Source organism: Dyella caseinilytica, from assembly GCF_016865235.1.
GTDB classification, from domain to species: Bacteria; Pseudomonadota; Gammaproteobacteria; order Xanthomonadales; family Rhodanobacteraceae; genus Dyella_B; species Dyella_B caseinilytica.
Genome location: NZ_CP064030.1, coordinates 1188389 through 1210407, shown reverse-complemented (window position 1 = coordinate 1210407; position 22019 = coordinate 1188389). Strand labels below are relative to the sequence as shown.

Genomic DNA, 22019 nt, shown 5'->3' with positions numbered 1-22019 from the left:
TGCAACGTTGCGACACCGTCATCCGACGCAGGCCGGGGCAACGAGCCTGCTTTGTGATGGACCGGCTGCTCTGAGTGCTTGTGGAAGCTTGTATGAATACTTATCTCAACTCACTGGGCATCATCTGCAATCTTGGTGCAGGCAAGCACGCCGTCGCCGAAGCGCTGTTCGCAGGCGATGACAGTGGTATTCGCCCGAAGACAGGCTGGATTCCCGGGCACACGCCACCGCTTGGCAGCGTACGCGCAGAATTGCCCCTTATTCCCGATGCGCTGCGCGGTCATCGCGACAACCGTAACAACCGGCTCTTGCTTGCTGCTGCGCTGGAGATCGAACCGGATATTCGGGCTGCGATCGAACGCTACGGTCACGCGCGCATCGGCGTTGTGCTTGGCACCAGCACCACCGGCATCGAAGAGGCCACACACGGTATTGGCGTCTACCGCCGTGATGGCGCATGGCCCGCCGACTATCGCTATGCGCATCAAGAGTTGGGTGCGCCCGCAGCTTTTTTGGCGGAATGGCTCGAACTATCGGGCCCCTGCTACAGCATTTCCACCGCCTGCACCTCCGGCGCGCGCGCCTTGCTCAGCGCGCAACGTTTGCTGCGCATGGGCGTGTGCGACGCAGTGCTGTGCGGCGGCGTGGATACGTTGTGCCGATTGGCTATCAACGGCTTCCACGCGCTGGAAGCGGTAGACCTGCAGCGCTGCGATCCTTTTTCCAAACATCGCCGCGGCATCAACATTGGCGAAGCCGCCGCGCTGTTCCTGATGACACGCGAAACCAGTGCCGTGCAACTGTTGGGCGGCGGCGCAAGCTCGGATGCGTATCACATGTCTTCGCCCGATCCGCAGGGGAACGGTGCGCAGAAAGCAATGCGCGACGCCTTGCACCGTGCCGGACTGGATGCGAGCCAGATCGACTACATCAACCTGCACGGCACGGCCACCGAGCACAATGACAGCATGGAAAGCCTTGCGGTGACGGCCACGTTCGGATCGGACGTCGCCTGCTCTTCCACCAAATCGCTCACCGGCCATACGCTGGCAGCGGCGGGCGCTTTGGAAGCCGCGTTCTGCTGGCTGAGCCTCACCGATGAGCAGGCCGAGCGCCGCCTGCCGCCGCATGTATGGGATGGCGAGGCCGACCCTGCACTGTTGCCGCTCCATCTGATCCAGGCTGGCAGCCATCTGCCTGCCGGTGGCCGTCGTTACCTGATGAGCAATTCCTTTGCTTTTGGCGGCAATAACGCTTCGCTGATTCTGGGGGATCCGGCATGACGCCCTGGCCGATCGACGAGGTATTACCGCACGCCGGGGAGATGATTCTGCTCGACAGCATTGAGGAAGTCGAAAGCGAGCGCATTGTTTGCGTGAAAACCGTGCGGACCGGAGGCCTGTTTCAGGATGCCGACGGCAGCCTGCCCGCCTGGGTTGGCGTGGAATTGATGGCGCAGAGCATTGCCGCGTGGTCCGGCTGCCGGGCACGTGCTGACCAGCAGCCCGTGCAACTCGGCTTTCTGCTCGGCACGCGCCACTACCAGTGCAACACCGACGCGTTTCCGCTCAGCCAGCGCTTGCGCATCGAAGTGGAGCGGACGTTTCATGACGCGCATGGCATGGCCGTTTTCAGCTGCCGCATCGATGCACCGGATATTCACGCGGAAGCACGCTTGAATGTCTATCGCCCACCCGATGCCGATTCATTTTTTCAACACGTTGCTGGAGTGACACAGCATGACTGATACCGTTCTGGTCACCGGCTCCAGCCGTGGTATCGGACGCGCGATCGCCTTGCGTCTGGCGCAAGCCGGCTACGATCTGGTTTTGCATTGCCGCAGCCGCCGCGACGAAGCCGAACAGGTACGCGATGCCATTACAGAATTGGGCCGCCACGCGCGCATCCTGCAATTCGACGTGGCCGATCGCGCCGCCTGTGCGGCATCACTCGAAGCCGATGTGGCGGCGCACGGCGCGTACTACGGCATCGTATGCAATGCCGGCCTGACACGCGACGGCGCCTTTCCTGCCCTGACGGATGACGATTGGGACCAGGTGCTGCGCACCAATCTGGATGGTTTCTACAACGTGCTGCATCCCGTGATCATGCCGATGATCCGTCGCCGCGCGGCGGGACGCATCGTCTGTATCACTTCGGTATCCGGCATGATCGGCAACCGCGGCCAGGTCAACTACAGCGCGTCCAAGGCTGGTGTGATCGGCGCAGCCAAGGCGCTAGCCGTGGAATTGGCCAAACGCAAGATCACCGTCAATTGCGTCGCGCCCGGTCTGATCGACACCGATATGACCAGCGAAGATGTACCGCTGGAAGAGATCATGAAAATGATCCCCATGCAGCGCGCCGGTACGGCGGAAGAAGTCGCTGCGGCCGTGCAGTTTTTGCTCAGTCCGGAAGCCGGCTACATCACGCGGCAGGTACTCGCCGTCAACGGCGGCTTGTGTTGAAAGAAAACAGGCGGTACGCGAAGTCATTCATGACACCGCCAAGCGTCGCCCTCGGCCATTAACCCGATCAAGGAGATCTTTGGCATGAAAGCAAAAACGCTGGCACTTCTAACCCTGCTGCTCGCCGCACCCGGCCTTGCCTACGCGGGCGACAAGATCGTGCACTTCCCGTTCCAAAACGCCATCGACGCCGCCACCAAGGCTGGCAAGTTGGACGGTACGGTGAAGTTCTATCTGGCGGGTAACACGCCGAACGGACAAGTCACCGTGGTAAATGTGGTGAATGACGAAGTGATGGTCAACCGCAAGACCAACGCCTTCGGCAAGAAGGATCAGGACACCTGCGACTGGGCGCTGCAATCGGCGCTGATCAGCCTTCAGGATATGGCGAAGAAAGCCGGTGCCAATGCGGTGACCGACATCGTCAGCGACTATGGCAATGAATACCGCGACAGCCACAATTATGAATGCCACGTGGGCTTTCTGATGTCGGGGGTGATCATGAAGGGCAAGCTCGCCCACGTGCAGTGAGAAGGTCCGGCCCTCTTAACCTTTGACGGCGAGAGGGATTCAGCCATTGCGCGGGACTGAAGCTTCCGGGCAGGAATGGCTCCCCTGATGCGCTGCGTCAGAGTCCCCTCAGCTCCCTGAGCTACAATTTGCGGGCTAAATCCCCTTCCCCAGGAGTTTGTGATGCGCCCTTTCCCGCTCGGTGAAGAGATCGACATGTTGCGTGAAAGCGTGGCCGCCTTCGCAGAGAAGGAGATCGCGCCGCGCGCCGATCATATCGACCGCGAGAACCAGTTCCCACACGACCTGTGGCGCAAGATGGGTGACATGGGCCTGTTGGGCATCACCGTTCCGGAGGAATACGGCGGCAGCGGCATGGGCTTCCTGGCACACATGGTCGCCATGGAAGAAATCTCCCGTGCATCCGGTTCGGTGGGGCTGTCCTACGGCGCGCACTCCAATCTATGCGTGCAGAACATCTTCCATAACGGCAACGAAGCGCAGCGTCGCAAATACATTCCCAAGCTGTGCTCCGGCGAATACGTCGGTGCGCTGGCGATGAGCGAGCCAGGCGCAGGCTCTGACGTCGTCGGTTCGATGACCTGCAAGGCCGAACAACGTGGTGACGTGTGGGTCGCCAACGGCTCGAAGATGTGGATCACCAATGGTCCGGATGCGGATGTGCTGCTCGTTTACATGCGTACCGCGCCGCGCGTGGCCGGCAGCCGCTGCATGACGGCCTTCATCATCGAAAAGGGAATGAAGGGCTTCAGCACGGCGCAAAAGCTGGACAAGCTCGGCATGCGCGGCTCGAACACGTGCGAGCTGGTATTCGAAGATTGCGAGATTCCCGCCGAAAACATCGTCGGCGAAGTGAATGAAGGCGTGCGCGTGCTGATGAGCGGTCTGGACACGGAACGCCTAGTGCTGTCTGGTGGTCCGATCGGCCTGATGCAGGCATCACTGGATTTGGCGCTGCCCTATGTACGCGAGCGCAAGCAGTTCAATGCACCGATCGGTACCTTCGGCGTAATGCAGGCGAAGATTGCCGACATGTACACCAAGTTGCAGAGTTCGCGTGGCTTTGCCTACATGGTGGCGAACGGGTTCGATGCCGGCGTCAAATCACGCATCGATCCAGCCGCCTGCCTGCTAAACGCCTCGGAGAATGCGGTACAGGTAGCACTGGAAGCCATCCAGACGCTGGGCGGCAACGGCTATATCAATGAATTTCCCGCCGGCCGTCTGCTGCGTGACGCCAAGCTCTATGAGATCGGCGCCGGCACCAATGAAATCCGCCGCATGCTGATCGGGCGTGAGCTGTTCCACGGCAAAGCCTGATACGCGTCGACTGGAACCGGCAACAAAAGGCCCGCCAATGGCGGGCCTTTGCTTTTGTATGCACAAGAACCTGTTAGAAATGCAGGCTGTAATTCAACGTTCCCATCGTCGCGTGCTCGTGTTGCGCGTTGTATTCGTCCACACCGAACGACAGATTCGAGCGCGCCGAGAAGCGCCAGTCCAATGACAACCCGGCCACGCTGCCGTAACGCGACAAACCAATACCCTCGATCGGCGTGAATTGCTGCAAGGCTGTGAAGCTGGCATTCGGCGATACACCGTGCATGGCGAACGCATCCTGCCATAGCAGACGCGCCTGCAGGCTTAGGCTGGTTCCGTTCGCCATGATCCACTGCCGCGAACTGCGCAAGCCGAAACCACCCTGCCAGCGCTGTATGGATTGCGTGGGCGACATCAGACCGAAGCCGTCGCCACCCTGCTCGTTGAAGCCATCACGGTCGACGCTGGCGTATTCAAGATTGGCAAACGGTGTGAATTTCCAATCACCTAAATTGAAGCGATAACCACTTTCGCCATACATAACGTCGTAGCTGCCGTTGCTGAAGCTCGACACACCAGCCGTCTGACCGCCAAGGATCAACTCGCGACGGGTATCCTGCCAGTCGCTGCCCACGCCAAAGCGGCCCATGGTGTACCAGTTGCCCTGGACGAATCCGCCGTAAACCATGCCTTCCAGCGCGCGGCTGAAACCTTGGTCCGCGCTTTGTTCGATATTGCCAAGCCCTTGGCTCTGACTGATCGCGTAACCCACGACCCCGCCATTACCAAAAGCGCGATCACCGCCGATCATCGTGCCGTTGAGCTGGAAGCCCAGGCTGTCGAAACCGCTGCGTGCCATGCTGCCTTGATAACCCAGATTCTGCGACCAACTCTGGAATTTGTTGAGGCTGAGCAGTTGTGGATGATCGAGCAAAGCGTCGAAACGGTCGGACAACGCACGCGTATCGGCATCGATCGCTTCGAAAGTCATCGCGGCGCTAGCGGCGTACATCTGGCCGGAAAGGCTATTCAAGGACTGTTGCAACGCGGCCGTGGTCTGCGACTGCTGGATGCTAGCCGCGCCTCCAACGAAACTGCTCGGCAACGGCTGTGCGTTGCCGCTGTTCTGAATCGCGCTGTTGATGGTGTTGAAAGCCCCTTGCGCACGCTCAGCCGAGGCGTAGGTGGCTCCGGCATATGATACCCCTGGAACCTGAGTCAGGCTGATGCTGGAGACATTGAGATATGCGTCATTCGAGCTGTAACCGAGTGTCGCTTGCAGCACCACGCTCGACGGCCACGAGAGGCTGGCAAACGTTCCCGTCAATCCGCCTGCTGCGTACAAAACCTCGGTGTGCGCATTGGCTACATAGCCGTTGTTAGCGCCATAGACATAAAGTTTTGAACCTTGCGGAAGTACTGCGGTTCCAGATACTTGCAATGAGGAACCGAGCGATATCGCCAATTCGCCAGGATCTACGTAAGCTCCGAATTGCGTCTCATTGCCTTGCACATAATTGCCGCTAATTGTGAGGTTGCTGGTCGGACTGACAGCGAGGACCCCTTGGTTCCAGACATTGCCAGCCATCGACGGTGTCGAAGCCGGCGGCGCACCTGTAAAGGCCAGCGCCCCCCCTGCTGCCACATTGGTGAGACTCGATGCTATAGATACGACATTCAGAGTACCGCCATTAACCACCGTATCCCCGGTATAAGTAGAGGGCTGGGTTAGGTTGAGCGTGCCGGGACCATCGAAGGTCAAACCACCCGAACCGGATATAGGGTTGTTCCAAAACGACGTACCTTTAAAGCCGACCTCGACAGTGCCCCAGTTAAACTGCTCCGGACCATTCACCGCAGCCCCAACATTGAGCGCACCGTAACCAAATGTAGGATTCGGCTGCGCCCCTCCCAACGGGGTGGCTGTACCCAATAGTGTCTGCTGCACCAAAAAGCTGGAGAAATACGGATAGGCCTGCCACACCAATGCTGCGGCACCGGACACTTCTGGTGCGGCGAACGATGTACCTTCCACGATGTAGTAGGTCGGATTGGTCGTACTGGCGAGTGTGTCCTTGTCCAACACGATCACATCGCCTGGGGCAGCCAGGCAGTAGTTCATCGCAATGCCGCACTTGTTCGAATAGCTATCAAGCTGCGTCGGGTTGTTGCTGTTTAAAGCAACTGCAACCAACCAGCCATTTTGCAGCGTACCGTTATTTGCCACAGTCGGCAGTGAGGCAATGGTGCTCGGATTAGCCTGCGAATCATTGCCCGCAGCAAATACCACCAAACCTCCATTGAGGATGAAAGGAAGGTACGCTGAGGCGAATGCCTGGTTTAATGAAGTATTTGTCGTATCCCATGTAATACCGCCCCAGGAATTATTCTCAACCTGGACGCCGGAACTGATCATCTGCTGATTGACTTGCTGCATGAACGTTGCATCTGACGTAGTGACCTGCGACGGCGCTGTCGAACCGTTATCGTCAGGCGCGTTGTCATCAATGATGCGCGCTGATACCAGATTCGCCGCCGGCGCAATACCGCCGGCGAATTGCCCGAAAGATACGCCCGCGGCAATCTCCGAGACCCACGTGCCGTGTCCGACCACATCGGGAATACTGGTGTTGTTGGTCGTTGGATCGACGTCAATGTATTCCGTGCCAACCCGCCCGGCCACTGCGGGGTTGTTGGGCATGATGCCGCTGTCGACCACACCGATGGTGACGCCGACACCGGTATAGCCTTGCTGATGCGCGGCATAGGTATTGGTCAGCGTTAGCTGTGCATCAATGGGTGGCGTCGGCACATTGGAGCTAGGCGAAGGCGACGATGGCGTGGGCGATGGCGTGGGTGTCGACGACGAGGTCGATTTGACGCTGCTGTTCCCGCCGCCCCCACCGCATGCACTCAATCCCAGCGCAAGACAAATCAATACGGCGACTTCGCGGCGTCGCCAAGCCAGCATTCCGGTTGCCATGACCCTTACCCCTATTTGCGATGTTGGTCCCCACAACATGTCGGACTACCGCCACTCCCGTGCGGTATCCAAGCTATAGCTTATTCGCTTGCTTTATAGGATTGCGAGCACCCTAGTGCGCGATTTCTCCCGAAAATTTAGGTTTGCTGCTTTGCGTCGAAGACTGCGATAATCCGCAAGTTATTTCCCCCAGCGTTGCCCTTGGCGGGGTACGCATCAAAGCTCCTTCGGAGACCACCATGTCGGACGTCAGCGTTGTTATTGCAGGTGCCAAGCGCACTGCCATCGGCTCTTTCCTCGGCCAGTTCACCGGCGTACCCACTCCCAAGCTCGGCGCTACCGCGATCCGTGCCGCAATGGAACAGGCCGGCATTGCCTCCGGCGATGTGAACGAGGTGATCATGGGCTGCGTGCTGCCCGCCAACCTCGGCCAGGCCCCTGCCCGCCAGGCGGCGCTGCAAGCCGGGCTGCCGGTCGCCACCGGCTGCACCACCGTCAACAAGGTCTGCGGTTCGGGCATGAAGGCGATCATGCTGGGTCATGATCTGATCAAGGCCGGCTCGGCTGCCGTGGTGGTGGCTGGCGGCATGGAATCGATGACCAACGCCCCGCACATGGTCAACGCCCGTACCGGTATCCGCTATGGCGACGGCCAGCTGGTCGACCACATGGCGTGGGACGGTCTTACCAATCCGTATGACGGCAAGGCGATGGGTGTGTTCGGCGAGCTGTGCGCCGACAAGTATCACTTCACCCGCGAAGAGCAGGATGCATTCGCCATCGAATCGGTGAAGCGTTCGCAAGCCGCTCAGACTTCCGGGGCTTTTGCCGGCGAAATCGTTCCGGTCACCGTTTCCGGCCGCAAGGGTGATGTGCAGGTCGATACTGACGAACAGCCCAGCCGTTCGGACATTGGCAAGATCCCTTCGCTCAAGCCCGCCTTCCGCAAGGAAAACGGCACCATTACCGCCGCCAGCTCATCGAGCATTTCCGATGGCGCCGCCGCTGTCGTACTGCTGACGGCCGATGACGCCAAGACCCGCGGCATCAAGCCACTGGCGCGTATCGTTGCCCACGCCACCCATTCGCAAGAACCGGAATGGTTCACCACCGCCCCGGTGTCGGCCATCAGCAAAGTGCTGGACAAGGCAGGCTGGAAGGTTGACGACGTCGACTTGTTCGAAATCAACGAAGCTTTTGCCGTGGTGGCCATGGCCCCGATGCGCGAACTGGGCATCTCGCACGACAAGCTCAACGTCAACGGCGGTGCCTGCGCCCTGGGTCACCCGATCGGCGCCAGTGGCACCCGTCTGGTGGTGACCCTGCTCAACGCATTGAAAACCCGTGGTTTGCGTCGCGGCGTCGCAGCGCTTTGCATTGGCGGCGGCGAAGCTACCGCCATCGCGGTGGAGCTTCTGGACTAAGCTGTAGTCATCTATCCACGCAGCGTGGGCCGTCGCGCCCCCGCTGTGGGTTTAATGCGACATAAAAGTTGTTCATAAAACTGGTAGCGTACTTAACACGAACGCGCTATTAATAATCGTGCCAAATTGGCATTCCACGGCTAAGGAGATCCACCATGAAGTTCACGCGTACCCTTCTCGCCTCCGCGCTTGTCGCGCTGCTGGCGGCTTGCAGCAATGGCGCGCAGGATGCCGCGCAGGACGCACAGAAGTCGGCTGATCAGGCCCAGCAAGCAGCTTCGCAGGCTGCTGACCAGGCTCAGAAGGCCGCTGCTTCCGCTTCCACCGCTGCCGCTCCGGCTGCTGCCCCGGCTTCCACCGCGGCTGCTCCGGCTGCTGCTCCGGCCTCCACCGCGGGTGCCGCTCCGGCTTCCACAGCCGCTCCGGCCGCTGGCGATGCGATGAAGAGCGCTGCTGCTGATGCATCGCAGGCTGCCGGCAAGGCTGCCGACGCTGCCAAGGACGCCTCGAAGGGTAACTAATCCTTCGACCAAGGCTTCCACGAAACCGGCCGCCCTGTGCGGCCGGTTTTTTTATGGCCGGTCGACTGGAAACATTGCAGGCGGAAGGTCGTGGCGATCGCGCTGTCGGTGACGGACAAGCCACGGCATCCCGATCCTTTGGTTGCAAACGCAAATGCAGAAGGACCACCCGCGCCGTTATCATCCGGGGTTTGCCCAGACGGTCGCAGTATCCCCCATGAGCGTCCTCACTTCGCAGATCGACCCCCGTTCCCCCGAATTCCAGGCCAGCAGCGCCAGCCTGCGCTCGCTCGTCGACGACCTGCATCATGAAATGGCGCGCAGCGCCGAAGGTGGCGGCGCGAAAGCGCGCGAAAAGCACACGGCACGCGGCAAGCTGCTGTCACGCGAACGCATTCGCGCCCTGCTTGATCCGGGCTCACCGTTTCTCGAACTGTCGCCGCTGGCCGCCCATGGCATGTACGACGATGCCGCGCCCGCTGCCGGCATCATCACCGGCATCGGCCGCGTGCACGGTACCGAGGTGGTCATCGTCGCCAACGATGCCACCGTCAAGGGCGGCACCTACTTCCCGATGACGGTAAAGAAGCACCTGCGCGCGCAGGAAGTCGCCCTGGAAAATCGCCTGCCCTGCATCTACCTGGTCGATTCCGGCGGCGCCTTCCTGCCGATGCAGGATGAAGTCTTCCCGGACAAGGAACACTTCGGTCGCATCTTCTACAACCAGGCGCGCATGTCCGGCCTGGGGATTCCGCAGATCGCCGTCGTGATGGGCTCGTGCACGGCCGGCGGCGCTTACGTGCCGGCGATGAGCGATGAGACCATCATCGTGCGTGAGCAAGGCACCATCTTCCTGGGTGGTCCGCCGCTGGTAAAGGCTGCCACCGGTGAGGTGGTGGATGCCGAGGCGCTGGGCGGTGCGGACGTACACACGGCTGTGTCCGGCGTGGCGGATCACTTTGCCGAAAACGACGCGCACGCGTTGTCGATCGCACGCGACATCGTCGCCAATCTCAACCGCAAGAAGCCCATGCCGCTTGCACTACAGGCCCCGGCCGAACCGCGCTATCCGGCGGAAGAACTTTACGGCGTGATTCCGCAGGACACACGCCGCCCCTTCGATATCCGCGAAGTGATCGCGCGCATCGTCGATGGCTCCGAGTTCCACGAATTCAAGGCGCGCTACGGCAAGACCCTGGTGTGCGGCTTTGCGCATATCCACGGTTACCCGGTGGGCATCATTGCCAACAACGGCATCCTGTTTTCCGAATCCGCCCTCAAGGGCGCACACTTTATTGAGCTGTGCAACCAGCGCAATGTGCCGCTGGTATTCCTGCAGAACATCACCGGCTTCATGGTCGGCAAGAAGTATGAGAACGCCGGCATCGCGAAAGATGGCGCGAAGATGGTCACCGCGGTGGCCTGCTCGCACGTGCCGAAATTCACCGTGGTGATTGGCGGCAGCTTCGGTGCCGGCAACTACGCCATGTGCGGTCGCGCCTATGGTGCGCGCTTCCTGTGGATGTGGCCGAACGCGCGCATCAGCGTGATGGGTGGTGAACAGGCCGCCAGCGTGTTGGCGACGGTGAAGCGTGATGGCATCGAAGCCGCCGGCAAAAGCTGGAGTGCCGATGAAGAAGAGGCCTTCAAAGCACCGATCCGCGAGCAGTACGAGCGCCAGGGCCATCCCTATTACGCCAGTGCGCGGCTGTGGGACGACGGTATCATCGACCCGGCCGATACACGCCGCGTGCTCGGGCTGGCGATCTCCGCATCCTTGAATGCGCCGATCGAACCCCAACGCTACGGGGTGTTCCGCATGTAACCATGCCCGGTGAGCGGCAGTTACCATATGTTTCTTCAGTGTGACGTTTAACCGCTACCGTGCCGTCATTCCCGCGCAAGCGGGAATCCATTTGAGTACTGCCAGAGCCGTAACATTGCTTTTCAAGTATTTGGCAAACCCTATTGCAATGGATTCCCGCTTGCGCGGGAATGACGTCCTGGCAAGACAGTAGCGCTGTAGAGTCATGCAGATCTGCTGGAGTTCCATTTCAAGGACGTTTCAGGGGGCAAGAACGCAATGATCGTCGGCATCGATCTGGGCACTACGCATTCGCTTATCGGTTACTACAGCGATACGGGACCGCAATTGTTCCGCAATCCGCTGGGCGATTACCTCACCCCATCCGTAGTCAGCGTCGACGATGATGGACATATGCTGATCGGCGAGGCGGCTCGCGATCGCCTGATCAGCCATCCACGCGCCAGCATCGCAGCCTTCAAGCGCTGGATGGGCACGCCACGCGAAACCCAGCTCGGCGGCCGCAGTTTCCGGCCGGAGGAGTTATCCGCGCTGGTACTGCGTTCCCTGCTCGCGGATGCTGAAGCGGCGCTCAGCACGAAGATAGAAGAAGCCGTCATCAGCGTACCGGCCTACTTTTCCGATGCACAGCGCAAAGCCACCCGCGCGGCAGGTGAACTGGCGGGCATCAAGGTGGAACGTCTTATCAACGAACCCACCGCCGCTGCGCTCGCCTATGGTTTGCAGGAGCGGCAGGAAGGCAGTCGCTTCCTGGTGTTCGATCTTGGCGGCGGCACTTTTGACGTATCGGTGCTCGAAATGTTCGAGGGCGTGGTCGAAGTGCATGCCAGCGCCGGCGACAATTTCCTCGGCGGCGAAGATTTCCTGGATGTGCTGCAGAACGCCTGTCTGGCGGACATAAAACTACGCGCTGACGATTTTTCACCCATCGAGCGCGGCGTGTTGCGCCGCCGGCTGGAAGCCGTCAAACGTAGCCTGAGCCAACAGTCAGAAACCTCCATCGAAGGCCAGATCGGCAAACACGAGATCACGTGGCGCATCGACCAGGATCGCTTTCTGCATCTGGCTGAGCCACTGATGCAGCGCATGCGTGCGCCGCTCGAACGCGCGCTGCGTGATGCGCGCCTACGCCCGGACCAGCTCAACGAGATTGTGCTTGTTGGCGGTGCCAGCCGCATGCCGTTGATATCGCGATTGATTGCGCGCATGTTCGGCAAGCTGCCGCTGCGCCACGTCAATCCGGATGAAGCCATTGCCCTGGGTGCCTGCGTCGCGTCCGGACTGAAAAGCCGCGACGCCAAGCTGGATGAAATCATCCTCACCGATGTTTGCCCTTACACCCTGGGCGTGGAGATCGGCCAGCGCGACGCGCAAGGTCACATTCAAAATGGCTTGTTCTCGCCCATCATCCAGCGCAACAGCGTGGTGCCGATCAGCCGCGAAAGCAGCTACTGGCCCATGGCCGAGCGCCAGGCAACCCTCAGTCTGAAGGTCTATCAGGGCGAGAATCCTCTGGTGACCAACAACATCAAACTCGGCGAGCTGGATATCCCGCTCAACCCGACCCTGTCCATTCAGCAGAACGAAGTCGTGGTGCGTTTCACTTACGACATCAACGGCGTGTTGCAAATCGAAGCTACGCCGAAGGCCAACGGTCTGCGCCACGAGCTGGTGCTGGAACAGAACCCCGGCTTGCTGACCGACACCGAGATTCGCGCCCGCCTCGCTGCGTTGTCGGAACTGAAAATCCATCCGCGCGACAAGCAGGAAAACCTTGCCCTGCTCGCACGCGCGGAACGCCTGTTCGAAGAACACCTGGCCGCGCGGCAGGTACTGCAGCAATGGATCGGGCAGTTCCGTCAGACACTCGAAAATCAGGATGAGCGCACGATCGAGGATCACCGTCGGCAATTCAGCAGCGCACTCGATTCGCTGGAAACACAGCTGTGAAATGGGCTTTCGAGTTGCTGGAGCTGCCGATGGATGCAGACGCAGCGAGCGTCAAGCGTGCGTACGCGCGGCTGTTGCGTACCACGCGGCCCGACGAGAATCCGGAGGGGTTCCAGCGTTTGCACGCGGCGTACAAAACAGCGCTGACGCACGTAAACAGGCCGTCGGTATCGCCTGCCCATGTTGCGAACAGCAACATGGATACAGCGAAAACCGGAAATGATGTCATTGCCATCCCTGTTGAACTGACTCGGTTAGCGACCACTACGTCAGCCTCCGCACAGGTAGCCAGCACGCCAAATGCAGAGCGGCTCACGGTCAATATTCCAGCATTGGCGGATGAGGTAATTCGCACCACAGCAGAAATAGATGACGGTAAGGTTATGCTGCAATGGCTGCAGAACCGCCATGAATTCTGGTCGATCATCACCAAACAGCAGACTGGCCAACTGGTCATTCATCGATTGTTCGAAACTCCGCAAGCCATGTCTTCGGATAGCCTCGACGCCATGTTGCATTTTTTCGATCTCGACCACGTGTTATCCGGCATCAATCCATTAGCCTTACAACAACTTCGCCAACGACAGAGAATCTGGTGGGAACTCATTCCCCGTAATCATCGTCACTTGGCACTGCGTATGCGCCAGATGTGGGGCCAACAGCCCGATGTCGCGCTGCTCGGAAAAGACGTCGCGCTGCTGCAAAGTTCCTTCCGCTGGTCGCGCGTGCTGCGCACCGCACTGCAGCTAGGCCGCGGACGTGAATTGGGACGCCTTGCCCAAACGTTGTCGAACAATGGTCGCTTCGATGCCCTGCCGCCATCGATCGACCGTGAGCACACACGATTTTGGCTATCTGCCGCAGCCGTTGGCGGCCCGATGACACAACAGCGATTCGCAATTGGCAGCTTGCGCGCGGCAGTTGTGGCGCTGTGCATTGCTCTCAGCTCCCTTGCTTTACTACTGCTGTTGCCCGGCTTCTCAACAAGCGGCAGATTGTCGGCCATGGCAGCCATCCCTCCGACCGTCGCGATCGGCATCTTTGCACTATGGCTGGTTTATGCCGGATGTGCATGGTTCGATCATTGGCAAGGCCTGCCGGAGCCTAACTCTTCACGTCGACCCTGGCTGCGGCGTCTCGCGATACCTGCAATCTGCTTGTGTAATCTGGCGCTATACGCGATGACCGGCTCACATTACGTCGAATGGTTGGCCCTGTTGACATGCGTATTCGCGGTGCGCCGGTTCCGCCGAAGAATTTCCGCAACCAGTAAACTGGCCCTGCAGATTCGCCAACTGCTCCCCGCACTCTTCTTTATTCTCATCATTGTCGGCAGTCCATTACTGCAAACGGTTCGCGACGGCGGTTCCGCCACGACATATGCAGCGACCATCATCACCTTCTGCCTATGGTTCGCCGACATGTGGCGTTACCGCGCACACCTGCATCCGAAACTCGCACGCCACTGATTCCAACGTAGCATTACGTCAGCAACAAGCAAGCTTGCGTAGACTGTTTCATCACATCCACACATGCTTCACGTTCACCTAAGCGTGACGAAGGCACACGCTGCATAAACGCACTTGCGCGTTGCAATCTCTTAGAAAGATCCATGTCATCCACGACGGTTGATATCGCCGCTTCGGCTGAGGCGTGCATGCGCCTTTTGGGGAAGACCGGGTGGACCGGTCAGCCGGGGCCGCCCAGGGAGAGCGGCAGTCGATAACGCATGGAGATGCGTCCATCTTTCATTCGACGATAAGGATCACATCATGAATAGCCGTTGCAAGCGCTCCAACGTCACCAAGACCCTTCTGTCCGCCGCGCTGGTCGCCGCCTGCGCTTTCGGCGCCGCCCTGCCGGCCGCCGCGCAGACCAGCACGCAGACGCTGGTGATTTTCCCCGACGATGGCTACACCTCGATCTACAACCTGATCAACTCGGCCAAGTCGACCATCGACATGACGATGTATGAGTTGCAGGACACCACCGCGCAGACTGATCTGTGTAACGCTGCTGCCCGCGGCGTGACCGTGCGCGTGATCCTCGACGTGAACCTGGAAAAGAGCAACAACACCGCTGCCTACGACCAGTTGCAAAGCTGCGGCGTGAACGTCGTCTGGGCTTGGACCAAGTATCAGGCCACGCATCAGAAGACGATCACCATCGATGCCGCAACCTCGAACGCGCAGACGGCCATCATGACAGCCAACCTCACCAGCCGTTACTACAGCACCACGCGCGACTTCGCCGTGCTCGAGAACGATGCCAATGATATCGCCGCGATCGAAGCTACCTTCGCCAAAGACTTCACGCACTCGTCGGTAACCCCGTCCAATGGTGATGATCTGGTGTGGAGTCCGACCAACTCCGAATCGTCCCTGCTCAACATCATCAATAACGCGCAGACCAGCCTGCTCGTCGAAAACGAAGAGATGAGCGACAGCGCGATCGTCAATGCACTGGAAAACGCCGCTGAAAATGGCGTGAGCGTCACCATTGTGATGACCAATGACGACAACGACTACGCCAGCGAATTCGATGATCTGGCCAATGCTGGTGCGAACATCAGCACCTATCCGGACAACAGCACTTCGCTATACATCCACGCCAAGGCCATCGTGGCCGACTACGGCGCTTCGACCCAATCGGCTTTCGTGGGTTCGGAAAATTTCTCCAACGCATCGCTGACCGAGAACCGTGAATTGGGTTTGACCATCACCAATTCGAGCATCATCTCGCAGCTGGAAACCACGATGAGCAGTGACTACTCGGGCGGCACGCCCTGGTCGGATTGATCGCTTCAAGCTCTGCCGTGTGCGCCTCCTCCTGTTCGCAGGGGGAGGTGTCATGTCGGCAGGTTATGGATGACGGCGTGGCCGGAATTCGAGCGGCACCGCATCACCTTTTGCGTTGGCCGGCGGTTTCGGCCCGCAAGCGCTGCATGTACTGCAACCGTCGCTGCAATCGCCGGTGGCTTGCTTGGGCTGCAGACGGCGACCGAATGCGCGCACCCAGGCAGCGTGTTCGGGCTGACTCAAATGGATCGACGTAGAGGCCAGCCAGCGGCTGGTCAGCGCCGGTGCAAGCTTACGGAACGCATACAAGGCACTGGCCAGCACGACCAGCGCGATCACGATGTATTGGATAAGCAGGTTCGTGCTCACAGGAACAACCTCGCCACCTGATAGGTGATCAACGACGCGGCATAGGCCACGACGAACATGTAGCTGAAAGAAATGACCACGTTGCGCCATGAATTCGTTTCGCGGCGAATCACCGCCAGCGTGGACATACACTGCGGTGCAAAGGCAAACCACACCAGCAGCGATAACGCCGTTGCCAGCGAAAAATTACCGGTCAGCGCATGCGCAAGACCACCGGCTTCGGCACTGCCGCCTACCGCATAGACGGTCGCCAGCGCAGCCACCGCCGTTTCGCGTGCGGCAAAGGCAGGAATGAGCGAAAGGCTGATCTGCCAGTTGAAGCCCAGCGGCGCAAAGATGTATTGCAGTCCGCGGCCGAGATAGCCGGCAATGCTGTAATCGATGGCCGGACCGGTTGCGTCTGCAGGCGGCGACGGGAACGTAGAAATGAACCACATGATCACCGTCAGCGCCAGGATCACACCGGTCAGGCGCTTGAGGAAGATCATGCTGCGCTCCCACAAGCCGATCATCACGTCACGTGGTTGCGGCACGCGATACGAAGGCAGCTCCATCAGCAACGCATGCTCGCTGCGATCGCGGCGCATGTGCTTGATGATCCAACCCACCAGCATCGCACCAAGAATACCTGCGACGTACAGCGCAAACAGCACCAGACCTTGCAAGTTGAAGATGCCAAGCACGCGATGCATGGGAATGAACGCGCCGATCAGCAGTGCATACACCGGCAAGCGGGCGGAACACGTCATCAGCGGCGCCACCAGGATGGTGGTGAGACGATCACGTGGATCCTGGATGCTGCGCGTGCCCATGATGCCGGGGATTGCGCAGGCGAAGCTCGACAGCAACGGAATAAACGAACGCCCGGTCAACCCCACCGACAGCATCATGCGATCGAGCAGGAACGCCGCGCGGGGCAGATAGCCCGACTCTTCCAAGGTAAGAATGAAGAAGAACAGCACCAGGATCTCGGGTAGAAAGCCGAGTACGGTGCCCAGACCGGTGCAGATGCCGTCTTTCAGCAAACCTTGCAACGGACCTTCCGGCAGCCAGATGGCAAGATGCGCGCCGATCCAGTCAAAGCCGTCGCCGATGGCATCGCTCATCGGCTTGCCGATCGAGTACACCGCCTGAAACACCAGGAACATCACCACGGCGAGGATCATCAGGCCGAACACCGGATGCAGCGCCCAGCGATCCAGCGCATCATCCAGCGCGGCAGTCGCGCGCGGCATGTGCACGGTTGCATCGAGTAACTCACGCACCTGTGCATGCAGACCGGCACGGCTGGACGCGTCGTCCGGCATCGCTGGCGCTGCGCTTGGCACTTCGCCATCCACGCGTTCGATCAGCGTACGCGCACCACCGCGCTTGACTGCGACAGTCTCCACCACCGGCAGGCCAAGACGGCGCTGCAGCTCGGCCACATCGATCTCGATGCCACGGCGGCGTGCGGTGTCCATCATGTTCAGCGCGAGCACCACCGGGCGGCCGAGGCGCTTGACCTCCAGTACGAAGCGCAGATGCAAGCGCAAGTTGGTAGCGTCCGCCACGCATACGATCAGATCCGGCGCAGCTTCGCCCGGATAGTTGCCTTCCAGCACATCGCGCGTGATTTGTTCATCAGGGCTGGTGGCATCGAAGCTATAGGTGCCGGGCAGATCCAGAATCTGCAGCACGCGGCCGGATGGCGCGGTGAACCGACCTTCTTTGCGTTCGACGGTGACCCCAGCGTAGTTGGCCACTTTCTGGCGACCGCCGGTGAGCTGATTGAACAGCGCCGTCTTGCCACAGTTAGGGTTACCCACCAAAGCGATGCGTAGCGTACCGGCGCTCATGCAACCTCCTGCACCGTCACACGCGCCGCCTCGGTGCGACGCAAAGCGAAGCGGGTGTAACCGATCTGCACGAGCAGCGGATCCGCGCCAACCGGGCCACGCGCCACCAGCCGCACCCGTTCGCCCTCGACAAAACCTAGATCGCGCAAGCGTTGCGCAATCGGGTCGTTGACATGGGCATCTTCAACTCGTTCAACCACGGCAGAGGCACCTTTCGGCAGGTCGGACAGGCGCACGGTTGCTACGCTTCTAAATAAGAATGGTTCGCATTGTAACCTCTTTTCGCATCTAGCGCAGCCAGTCCCTTTTCCCGTTGGCAGAAGGACGGGGACGTGCCATACCGACTGCTTGCCTAAAGCTTTGTCCTGATGCCTTGATCGCCCCCGCCTCTCCCCCTCTCCCGCCGGGAGAGGGGCTTGGTCTACGCTTTGAACGAATTCCCCATCCCGGATCACTCATGCCCTCCTCCGTCCAGATCGCTGACCACGCCGGTATCCGCGAACTCCGCCTCAATCGCCCGGACGTACACAACGCCTTCGATGACCGGCTGATCGCCGAGCTGACGGTCGCCCTGCACGCCGCTGGCGAGGATCCGTCCGTGCGCGTCGTGGTGCTGACTGGTGTGGGCGCGAGCTTTTCCGCCGGTGCGGACCTGAACTGGATGCGCGGCATGGCCAAGGCCAGCGAGGCAGAGAATCGCGAGGATTCGCTGCGCTTGGCGACACTGATGCGCACGCTGCAGTTTCTGCCCAAGCCGACCATCGCCCGCGTGAACGGCGCCGCTTACGGTGGCGGCGTCGGGCTGATTGCCTGTTGCGACATCGCCATCGGCGTGAGCACGGCCAAGTTCGGCCTGACGGAAGTGAAGCTCGGCCTGGTGCCTGCCGTGATCTCGCCGTACGTACTCGCCGCCATCGGTTTGCGCCACGCGCGCCGCCTGTTCCTGACCGGCGAAATCTTCGACGCCGACATGGCTGCGCAGATTGGGCTGCTGCATCAGGCCGTGCCAGCCGAATACCTGGACGACACCGTGCACAACGTGCTCAAGCTGCTCGCCAAAGCGGGGCCATCGGCGCAGCGTGAAGCCAAGCAGCTCGCTTTCGGCATGCATGGCTTCACCGCCACAGAGGCCGAACGCATCGACCGGGAAAACGCAGCGCTGATCGCCCGCTTGCGCATCTCTGAAGAAGGCCAGGAAGGACTCGGTGCCTTCCTCGACAAGCGCGCGCCGGCCTGGACGCAAGCCAGCTGACACCATGCTGGCAGCAGGCCGCATTACGCTAGCGCCCTGACCTTTCCTCGCCTTTGAAGAGATATGCCATGAAGCGCATCGTCAACGCCGCCGACGTCCAACTGCAGCCGTTCCCGCCTCCCTTTGCTCCCACTGGCGAGTCAGCACAGCGTTACGATGCGCGCATCGGCTGGATTTCCGCCCAGCTCGGCGCGCAGAAGCTCGGCTACAACATCACCGCCGTACCACCGGGCAAGCGCGCCTTTCCGCTCCACAATCATCGCGTGAACGAAGAAATGTTCTTCGTGCTGCAAGGTGAAGGCGAGGTGCGCATCGGCACGCAACGGCACCCGATCCGCCAGGGCGACATCATCGCCTGCCCGCCCGGCGGTCCCGAAAGCGCGCATCAGATCATCAACACCGGCATGGACGAACTGCGCTATCTGGCGGTAAGCAGCAAGCTATCTCCGGAAATCTGTGAGTATCCGGATACCGGCAAGTACGGCATCCTCGGCGACTTCGGTCCCGACGCAGAAGGCAAGCCGCAAGTTATCCGTATTGTGATGCGCCAGGGCGATACGGTCGATTACTGGGAAGGCGAATAGCCCTCGCGACGCCTGGGAACGCCGAGCCACCAGCCCGGCATTCCCAGGATAGTCACGCGCTGGAACACTGTATTGCTGCGCCGCGCATCGGCGGTGTCACGCAGATCTGTTAGTTTTATGGGCTTTGCAGAACCCGTAGGCCCTTCCGCATGTTCGAGCGCGTACTGATTGCCAACCGCGGCGAAATCGCCTGCCGCGTCATTCGCACCTGCCGCCGGCTGGGTATCCACACCATTGCGATCTATTCCGAGGCCGATAAGGACGCACAACACGTACGCCTGGCCGACGAAGCGTGGCCGATCGGCGGCCCGCGTCCGGCAGATTCTTATCTGCGCGGCGATGCGATTCTTGAGGTCGCAAAAAAATCCGGTGCACAGGCGATCCACCCTGGCTACGGTTTTCTTTCCGAAAACACTGGCTTCGCACGTGCCTGCACCGACGCCGGCATTGCCTTTATCGGCCCGCGCCCGGAAAGCATCGACGCGATGGGTTCCAAGGCAGCCGCCAAGGCTTTGATGGAAAAGCATCAGGTGCCGCTGGTACCGGGTTACCACGGCGAGAATCAGGACACCGACTTCCTTGCCGAACAGGCACGCAAAACCGGCTTTCCGCTGATGATCAAGGCGGCAGCTGGCGGCGGTGGCAAAGGCATGCGCATCGTGCATGCCGAAAAGGAATTCGTGGATGCGCTAGCGTCCGCGCAACGCGAAGCGGCCAGTTCGTTCGGCGATACGCGGGTGATCCTGGAGCGCTACGTCGAACATCCGCGCCATATCGAATTCCAGGTATTCGGCGACAGTCACGGCCATGTGATCCATCTGAACGAACGCGAGTGTTCGGCGCAGCGCCGTTATCAGAAGGTGCTGGAAGAAACGCCCTCCCCGTTCCTTACGCCTGAACGCCGCAAGGCCATGGGCGAAGCTGCCGTTGCAGCCGCCAAGGCGGTGAACTACGTCGGCGCCGGCACGGTGGAATTCATCGTCGGGCAGGACGGCACGTTCTTCTTCATGGAAATGAACACCCGTCTGCAGGTGGAACATCCAGTAACAGAAGAGACGCTGGGCCTGGATCTGGTCGAGTGGCAATTGCGCATCGCCGAGGGTGAAGCACTGCCGTTGCGCCAGGATCAAATCCAGGCACACGGACACGCCATCGAAGTGCGCCTGTATGCCGAAGATCCCGACCAAAACTTCCTGCCGGGCTCGGGCAAGCTGCGCACGCTGAAACTGCCCACGCCGTCACGTCACGTGCGCTTGGACGGCGGCGTGATCGAAGGCGACACCGTAACGATTTTTTACGATCCAATGATTGCCAAGCTGATCGTGTACGACGCCGATCGCGCCCAAGCCCTGCAGCGGCTGCGCGAAGCGCTGACGGAATGCGAGATCACCGGACCGAAATCCAACATCGCGTTCCTGGAACGGCTGGTGCGCCATCCGGTGGTGATCGAAGGCCGTATCGATACCGGTTATCTGGATCGTCACCTTAGCGAATTTCTTACCGGCGATGCCGCACCCTCGGATCATGTCCTGTTTGCTGCCGCCACTGCTGCCCTGCTCCATGACGAAGGAACGGTCGTCAGCGATGCGCTGCGCAGCGTTGATCCGTACTCGCCCTGGTCGCGCGCCGATGCCTGGCGCATCGGTCACGCCGGCAAGCGCATCGTTGCGCTTTCCTTGCGTGAGCAGCGTTACGAAATCGAAGCACACGGTCATGAAGGCAGCTACCAGTTGCAGCACGGTGAATCCCGTTGCGAGGTGCAGGGCGCGCGTCACCGCGATGGCGTTCTCAGTGCCCGCTTCGATGGCCAGGGTGTTCGACTGCCGATTTGTGCGGATCAGGAGCGCGTCTCGCTGCACGATGTCAACGGACAGCGCCATGCATTCGTTCGTACCGCTGCGTTCGCCTGGGAATCGAAGGAAGGCGCCGGCGGCAACCAGATCATCGCGCCCATGCCTGGACGTATCGTGCTGGTCAAGGCGCAGGCGGGCGACAACGTCGAAGAAGGTCAGGAGCTGCTGGTGATGGAAGCGATGAAAATGGAGCTGGCCTTGAAGGCGCCACGCGCAGGCACCATTGAATTGGTGAGTGCAGCGCAGGGCGAGTTCGTGGAAGCTGATACCGTGCTCGTTCGTTTCAAGCCTTGAACTCTCGCC

The 22019-nt window shown here is 60.3% G+C and carries 18 protein-coding genes; 14 read left to right on the top strand and 4 right to left on the bottom strand.

Annotation, left to right across the window (positions count from 1 at the left end; translation table 11 throughout):
• Positions 1-92: 92 nt before the first annotated feature.
• The 5 genes from ISN74_RS05065 to ISN74_RS05045 all read left to right on the top strand — a co-directional run bounded on the left by ISN74_RS05065 (position 93) and on the right by ISN74_RS05045 (position 4319).
• Positions 93-1283 (top strand): beta-ketoacyl-[acyl-carrier-protein] synthase family protein, encoded by a 1191-nt coding sequence (locus ISN74_RS05065; protein ID WP_188797989.1) that lies wholly within the window; start codon positions 93-95, stop codon positions 1281-1283.
• On the top strand, positions 1280-1747 hold the full coding sequence (locus ISN74_RS05060) for a hotdog family protein (RefSeq protein WP_188797987.1): 468 nt from the start codon (positions 1280-1282) through the stop codon (positions 1745-1747). The genes ISN74_RS05065 and ISN74_RS05060 overlap by 4 nt, the downstream gene beginning before the upstream one ends.
• Complete coding sequence (gene fabG / locus ISN74_RS05055) at positions 1740-2468, top strand: 3-oxoacyl-ACP reductase FabG (RefSeq protein ID WP_188797986.1); 729 nt, start codon at positions 1740-1742, stop codon at positions 2466-2468. Before ISN74_RS05060 ends, fabG begins: the two co-directional genes overlap by 8 nt.
• Before the next feature lie 84 nt (positions 2469-2552).
• Entirely contained in the window at positions 2553-2999 is a 447-nt protein-coding gene (locus ISN74_RS05050; protein WP_188797984.1) for an excinuclease, read from the top strand.
• Between the two features lie 162 nt (positions 3000-3161).
• Positions 3162-4319, top strand: coding sequence for an isovaleryl-CoA dehydrogenase (locus ISN74_RS05045; RefSeq protein ID WP_188797982.1), 1158 nt, complete (start codon positions 3162-3164; stop codon positions 4317-4319).
• 73 nt (positions 4320-4392) lie between these two features.
• Here the strand turns inward: ISN74_RS05045 and ISN74_RS05040 are convergent, their stop codons facing one another.
• Entirely contained in the window at positions 4393-7302 is a 2910-nt protein-coding gene (locus ISN74_RS05040) for a S8 family serine peptidase (protein WP_229679015.1), read from the bottom strand.
• A gap of 239 nt (positions 7303-7541) precedes the next feature.
• Here ISN74_RS05040 and ISN74_RS05035 point away from each other — a divergent pair, with 239 nt between their 5' ends.
• From ISN74_RS05035 to ISN74_RS05010, 6 genes are all read left to right on the top strand, one after another.
• Positions 7542-8726 (top strand): acetyl-CoA C-acyltransferase, encoded by a 1185-nt coding sequence (locus tag ISN74_RS05035; RefSeq protein ID WP_188797980.1) that lies wholly within the window; start codon positions 7542-7544, stop codon positions 8724-8726.
• 155 nt (positions 8727-8881) lie between these two features.
• Positions 8882-9247, top strand: coding sequence for a hypothetical protein (locus ISN74_RS05030; protein ID WP_188797978.1), 366 nt, complete (start codon positions 8882-8884; stop codon positions 9245-9247).
• A gap of 217 nt (positions 9248-9464) precedes the next feature.
• Positions 9465-11072: a carboxyl transferase domain-containing protein gene (locus ISN74_RS05025; RefSeq protein WP_188797976.1), complete on the top strand. Its 1608-nt coding sequence runs from the start codon at positions 9465-9467 to the stop codon at positions 11070-11072.
• A gap of 258 nt (positions 11073-11330) precedes the next feature.
• Positions 11331-13022 carry a molecular chaperone HscC gene (locus tag ISN74_RS05020; protein WP_188797974.1) on the top strand — a complete coding sequence of 564 codons (1692 nt, stop codon included), beginning with the start codon at positions 11331-11333 and terminating at the stop codon, positions 13020-13022.
• Positions 13019-14491, top strand: a complete 1473-nt coding sequence (locus ISN74_RS05015) for a J domain-containing protein (protein WP_188797972.1) — start codon at positions 13019-13021, stop codon at positions 14489-14491. Before ISN74_RS05020 ends, ISN74_RS05015 begins: the two co-directional genes overlap by 4 nt.
• 303 nt (positions 14492-14794) lie before the next feature.
• The gene (locus ISN74_RS05010; RefSeq protein WP_188797970.1) at positions 14795-15820 is read left to right on the top strand and encodes a phospholipase D-like domain-containing protein; all 1026 of its coding nucleotides are present in this window, start codon (positions 14795-14797) and stop codon (positions 15818-15820) included.
• A gap of 63 nt (positions 15821-15883) precedes the next feature.
• Here ISN74_RS05010 and ISN74_RS05005 read toward each other — a convergent pair whose 3' ends face one another.
• Genes ISN74_RS05005 through ISN74_RS04995 form a run of 3 tightly spaced genes read right to left on the bottom strand, consistent with a single transcriptional unit; the run spans position 15884 to position 18263 of the window.
• Positions 15884-16189, bottom strand: a complete 306-nt coding sequence (locus ISN74_RS05005; protein WP_188797967.1) for a DUF6587 family protein — start codon at positions 16187-16189, stop codon at positions 15884-15886.
• Positions 16186-18027: a ferrous iron transporter B gene (gene feoB / locus ISN74_RS05000; RefSeq protein ID WP_188797965.1), complete on the bottom strand. Its 1842-nt coding sequence runs from the start codon at positions 18025-18027 to the stop codon at positions 16186-16188. Before feoB ends, ISN74_RS05005 begins: the two co-directional genes overlap by 4 nt.
• The gene (locus ISN74_RS04995; protein WP_188797963.1) at positions 18024-18263 is read right to left on the bottom strand and encodes a FeoA family protein; all 240 of its coding nucleotides are present in this window, start codon (positions 18261-18263) and stop codon (positions 18024-18026) included. The genes feoB and ISN74_RS04995 overlap by 4 nt, the downstream gene beginning before the upstream one ends.
• Positions 18264-18484: 221 nt before the next feature.
• Between ISN74_RS04995 and ISN74_RS04990 the strand changes: the two genes are divergently transcribed.
• From ISN74_RS04990 to ISN74_RS04980, 3 genes are all read left to right on the top strand, one after another.
• Positions 18485-19279, top strand: coding sequence for an enoyl-CoA hydratase-related protein (locus ISN74_RS04990; RefSeq protein ID WP_188797961.1), 795 nt, complete (start codon positions 18485-18487; stop codon positions 19277-19279).
• 68 nt (positions 19280-19347) lie between these two features.
• Positions 19348-19863, top strand: a complete 516-nt coding sequence (locus ISN74_RS04985) for a cupin domain-containing protein (protein ID WP_188797959.1) — start codon at positions 19348-19350, stop codon at positions 19861-19863.
• Between the two features lie 149 nt (positions 19864-20012).
• Complete coding sequence (locus ISN74_RS04980; protein WP_188797957.1) at positions 20013-22010, top strand: acetyl/propionyl/methylcrotonyl-CoA carboxylase subunit alpha; 1998 nt, start codon at positions 20013-20015, stop codon at positions 22008-22010.
• The last annotated feature ends 9 nt before the right edge of the window (positions 22011-22019 follow it).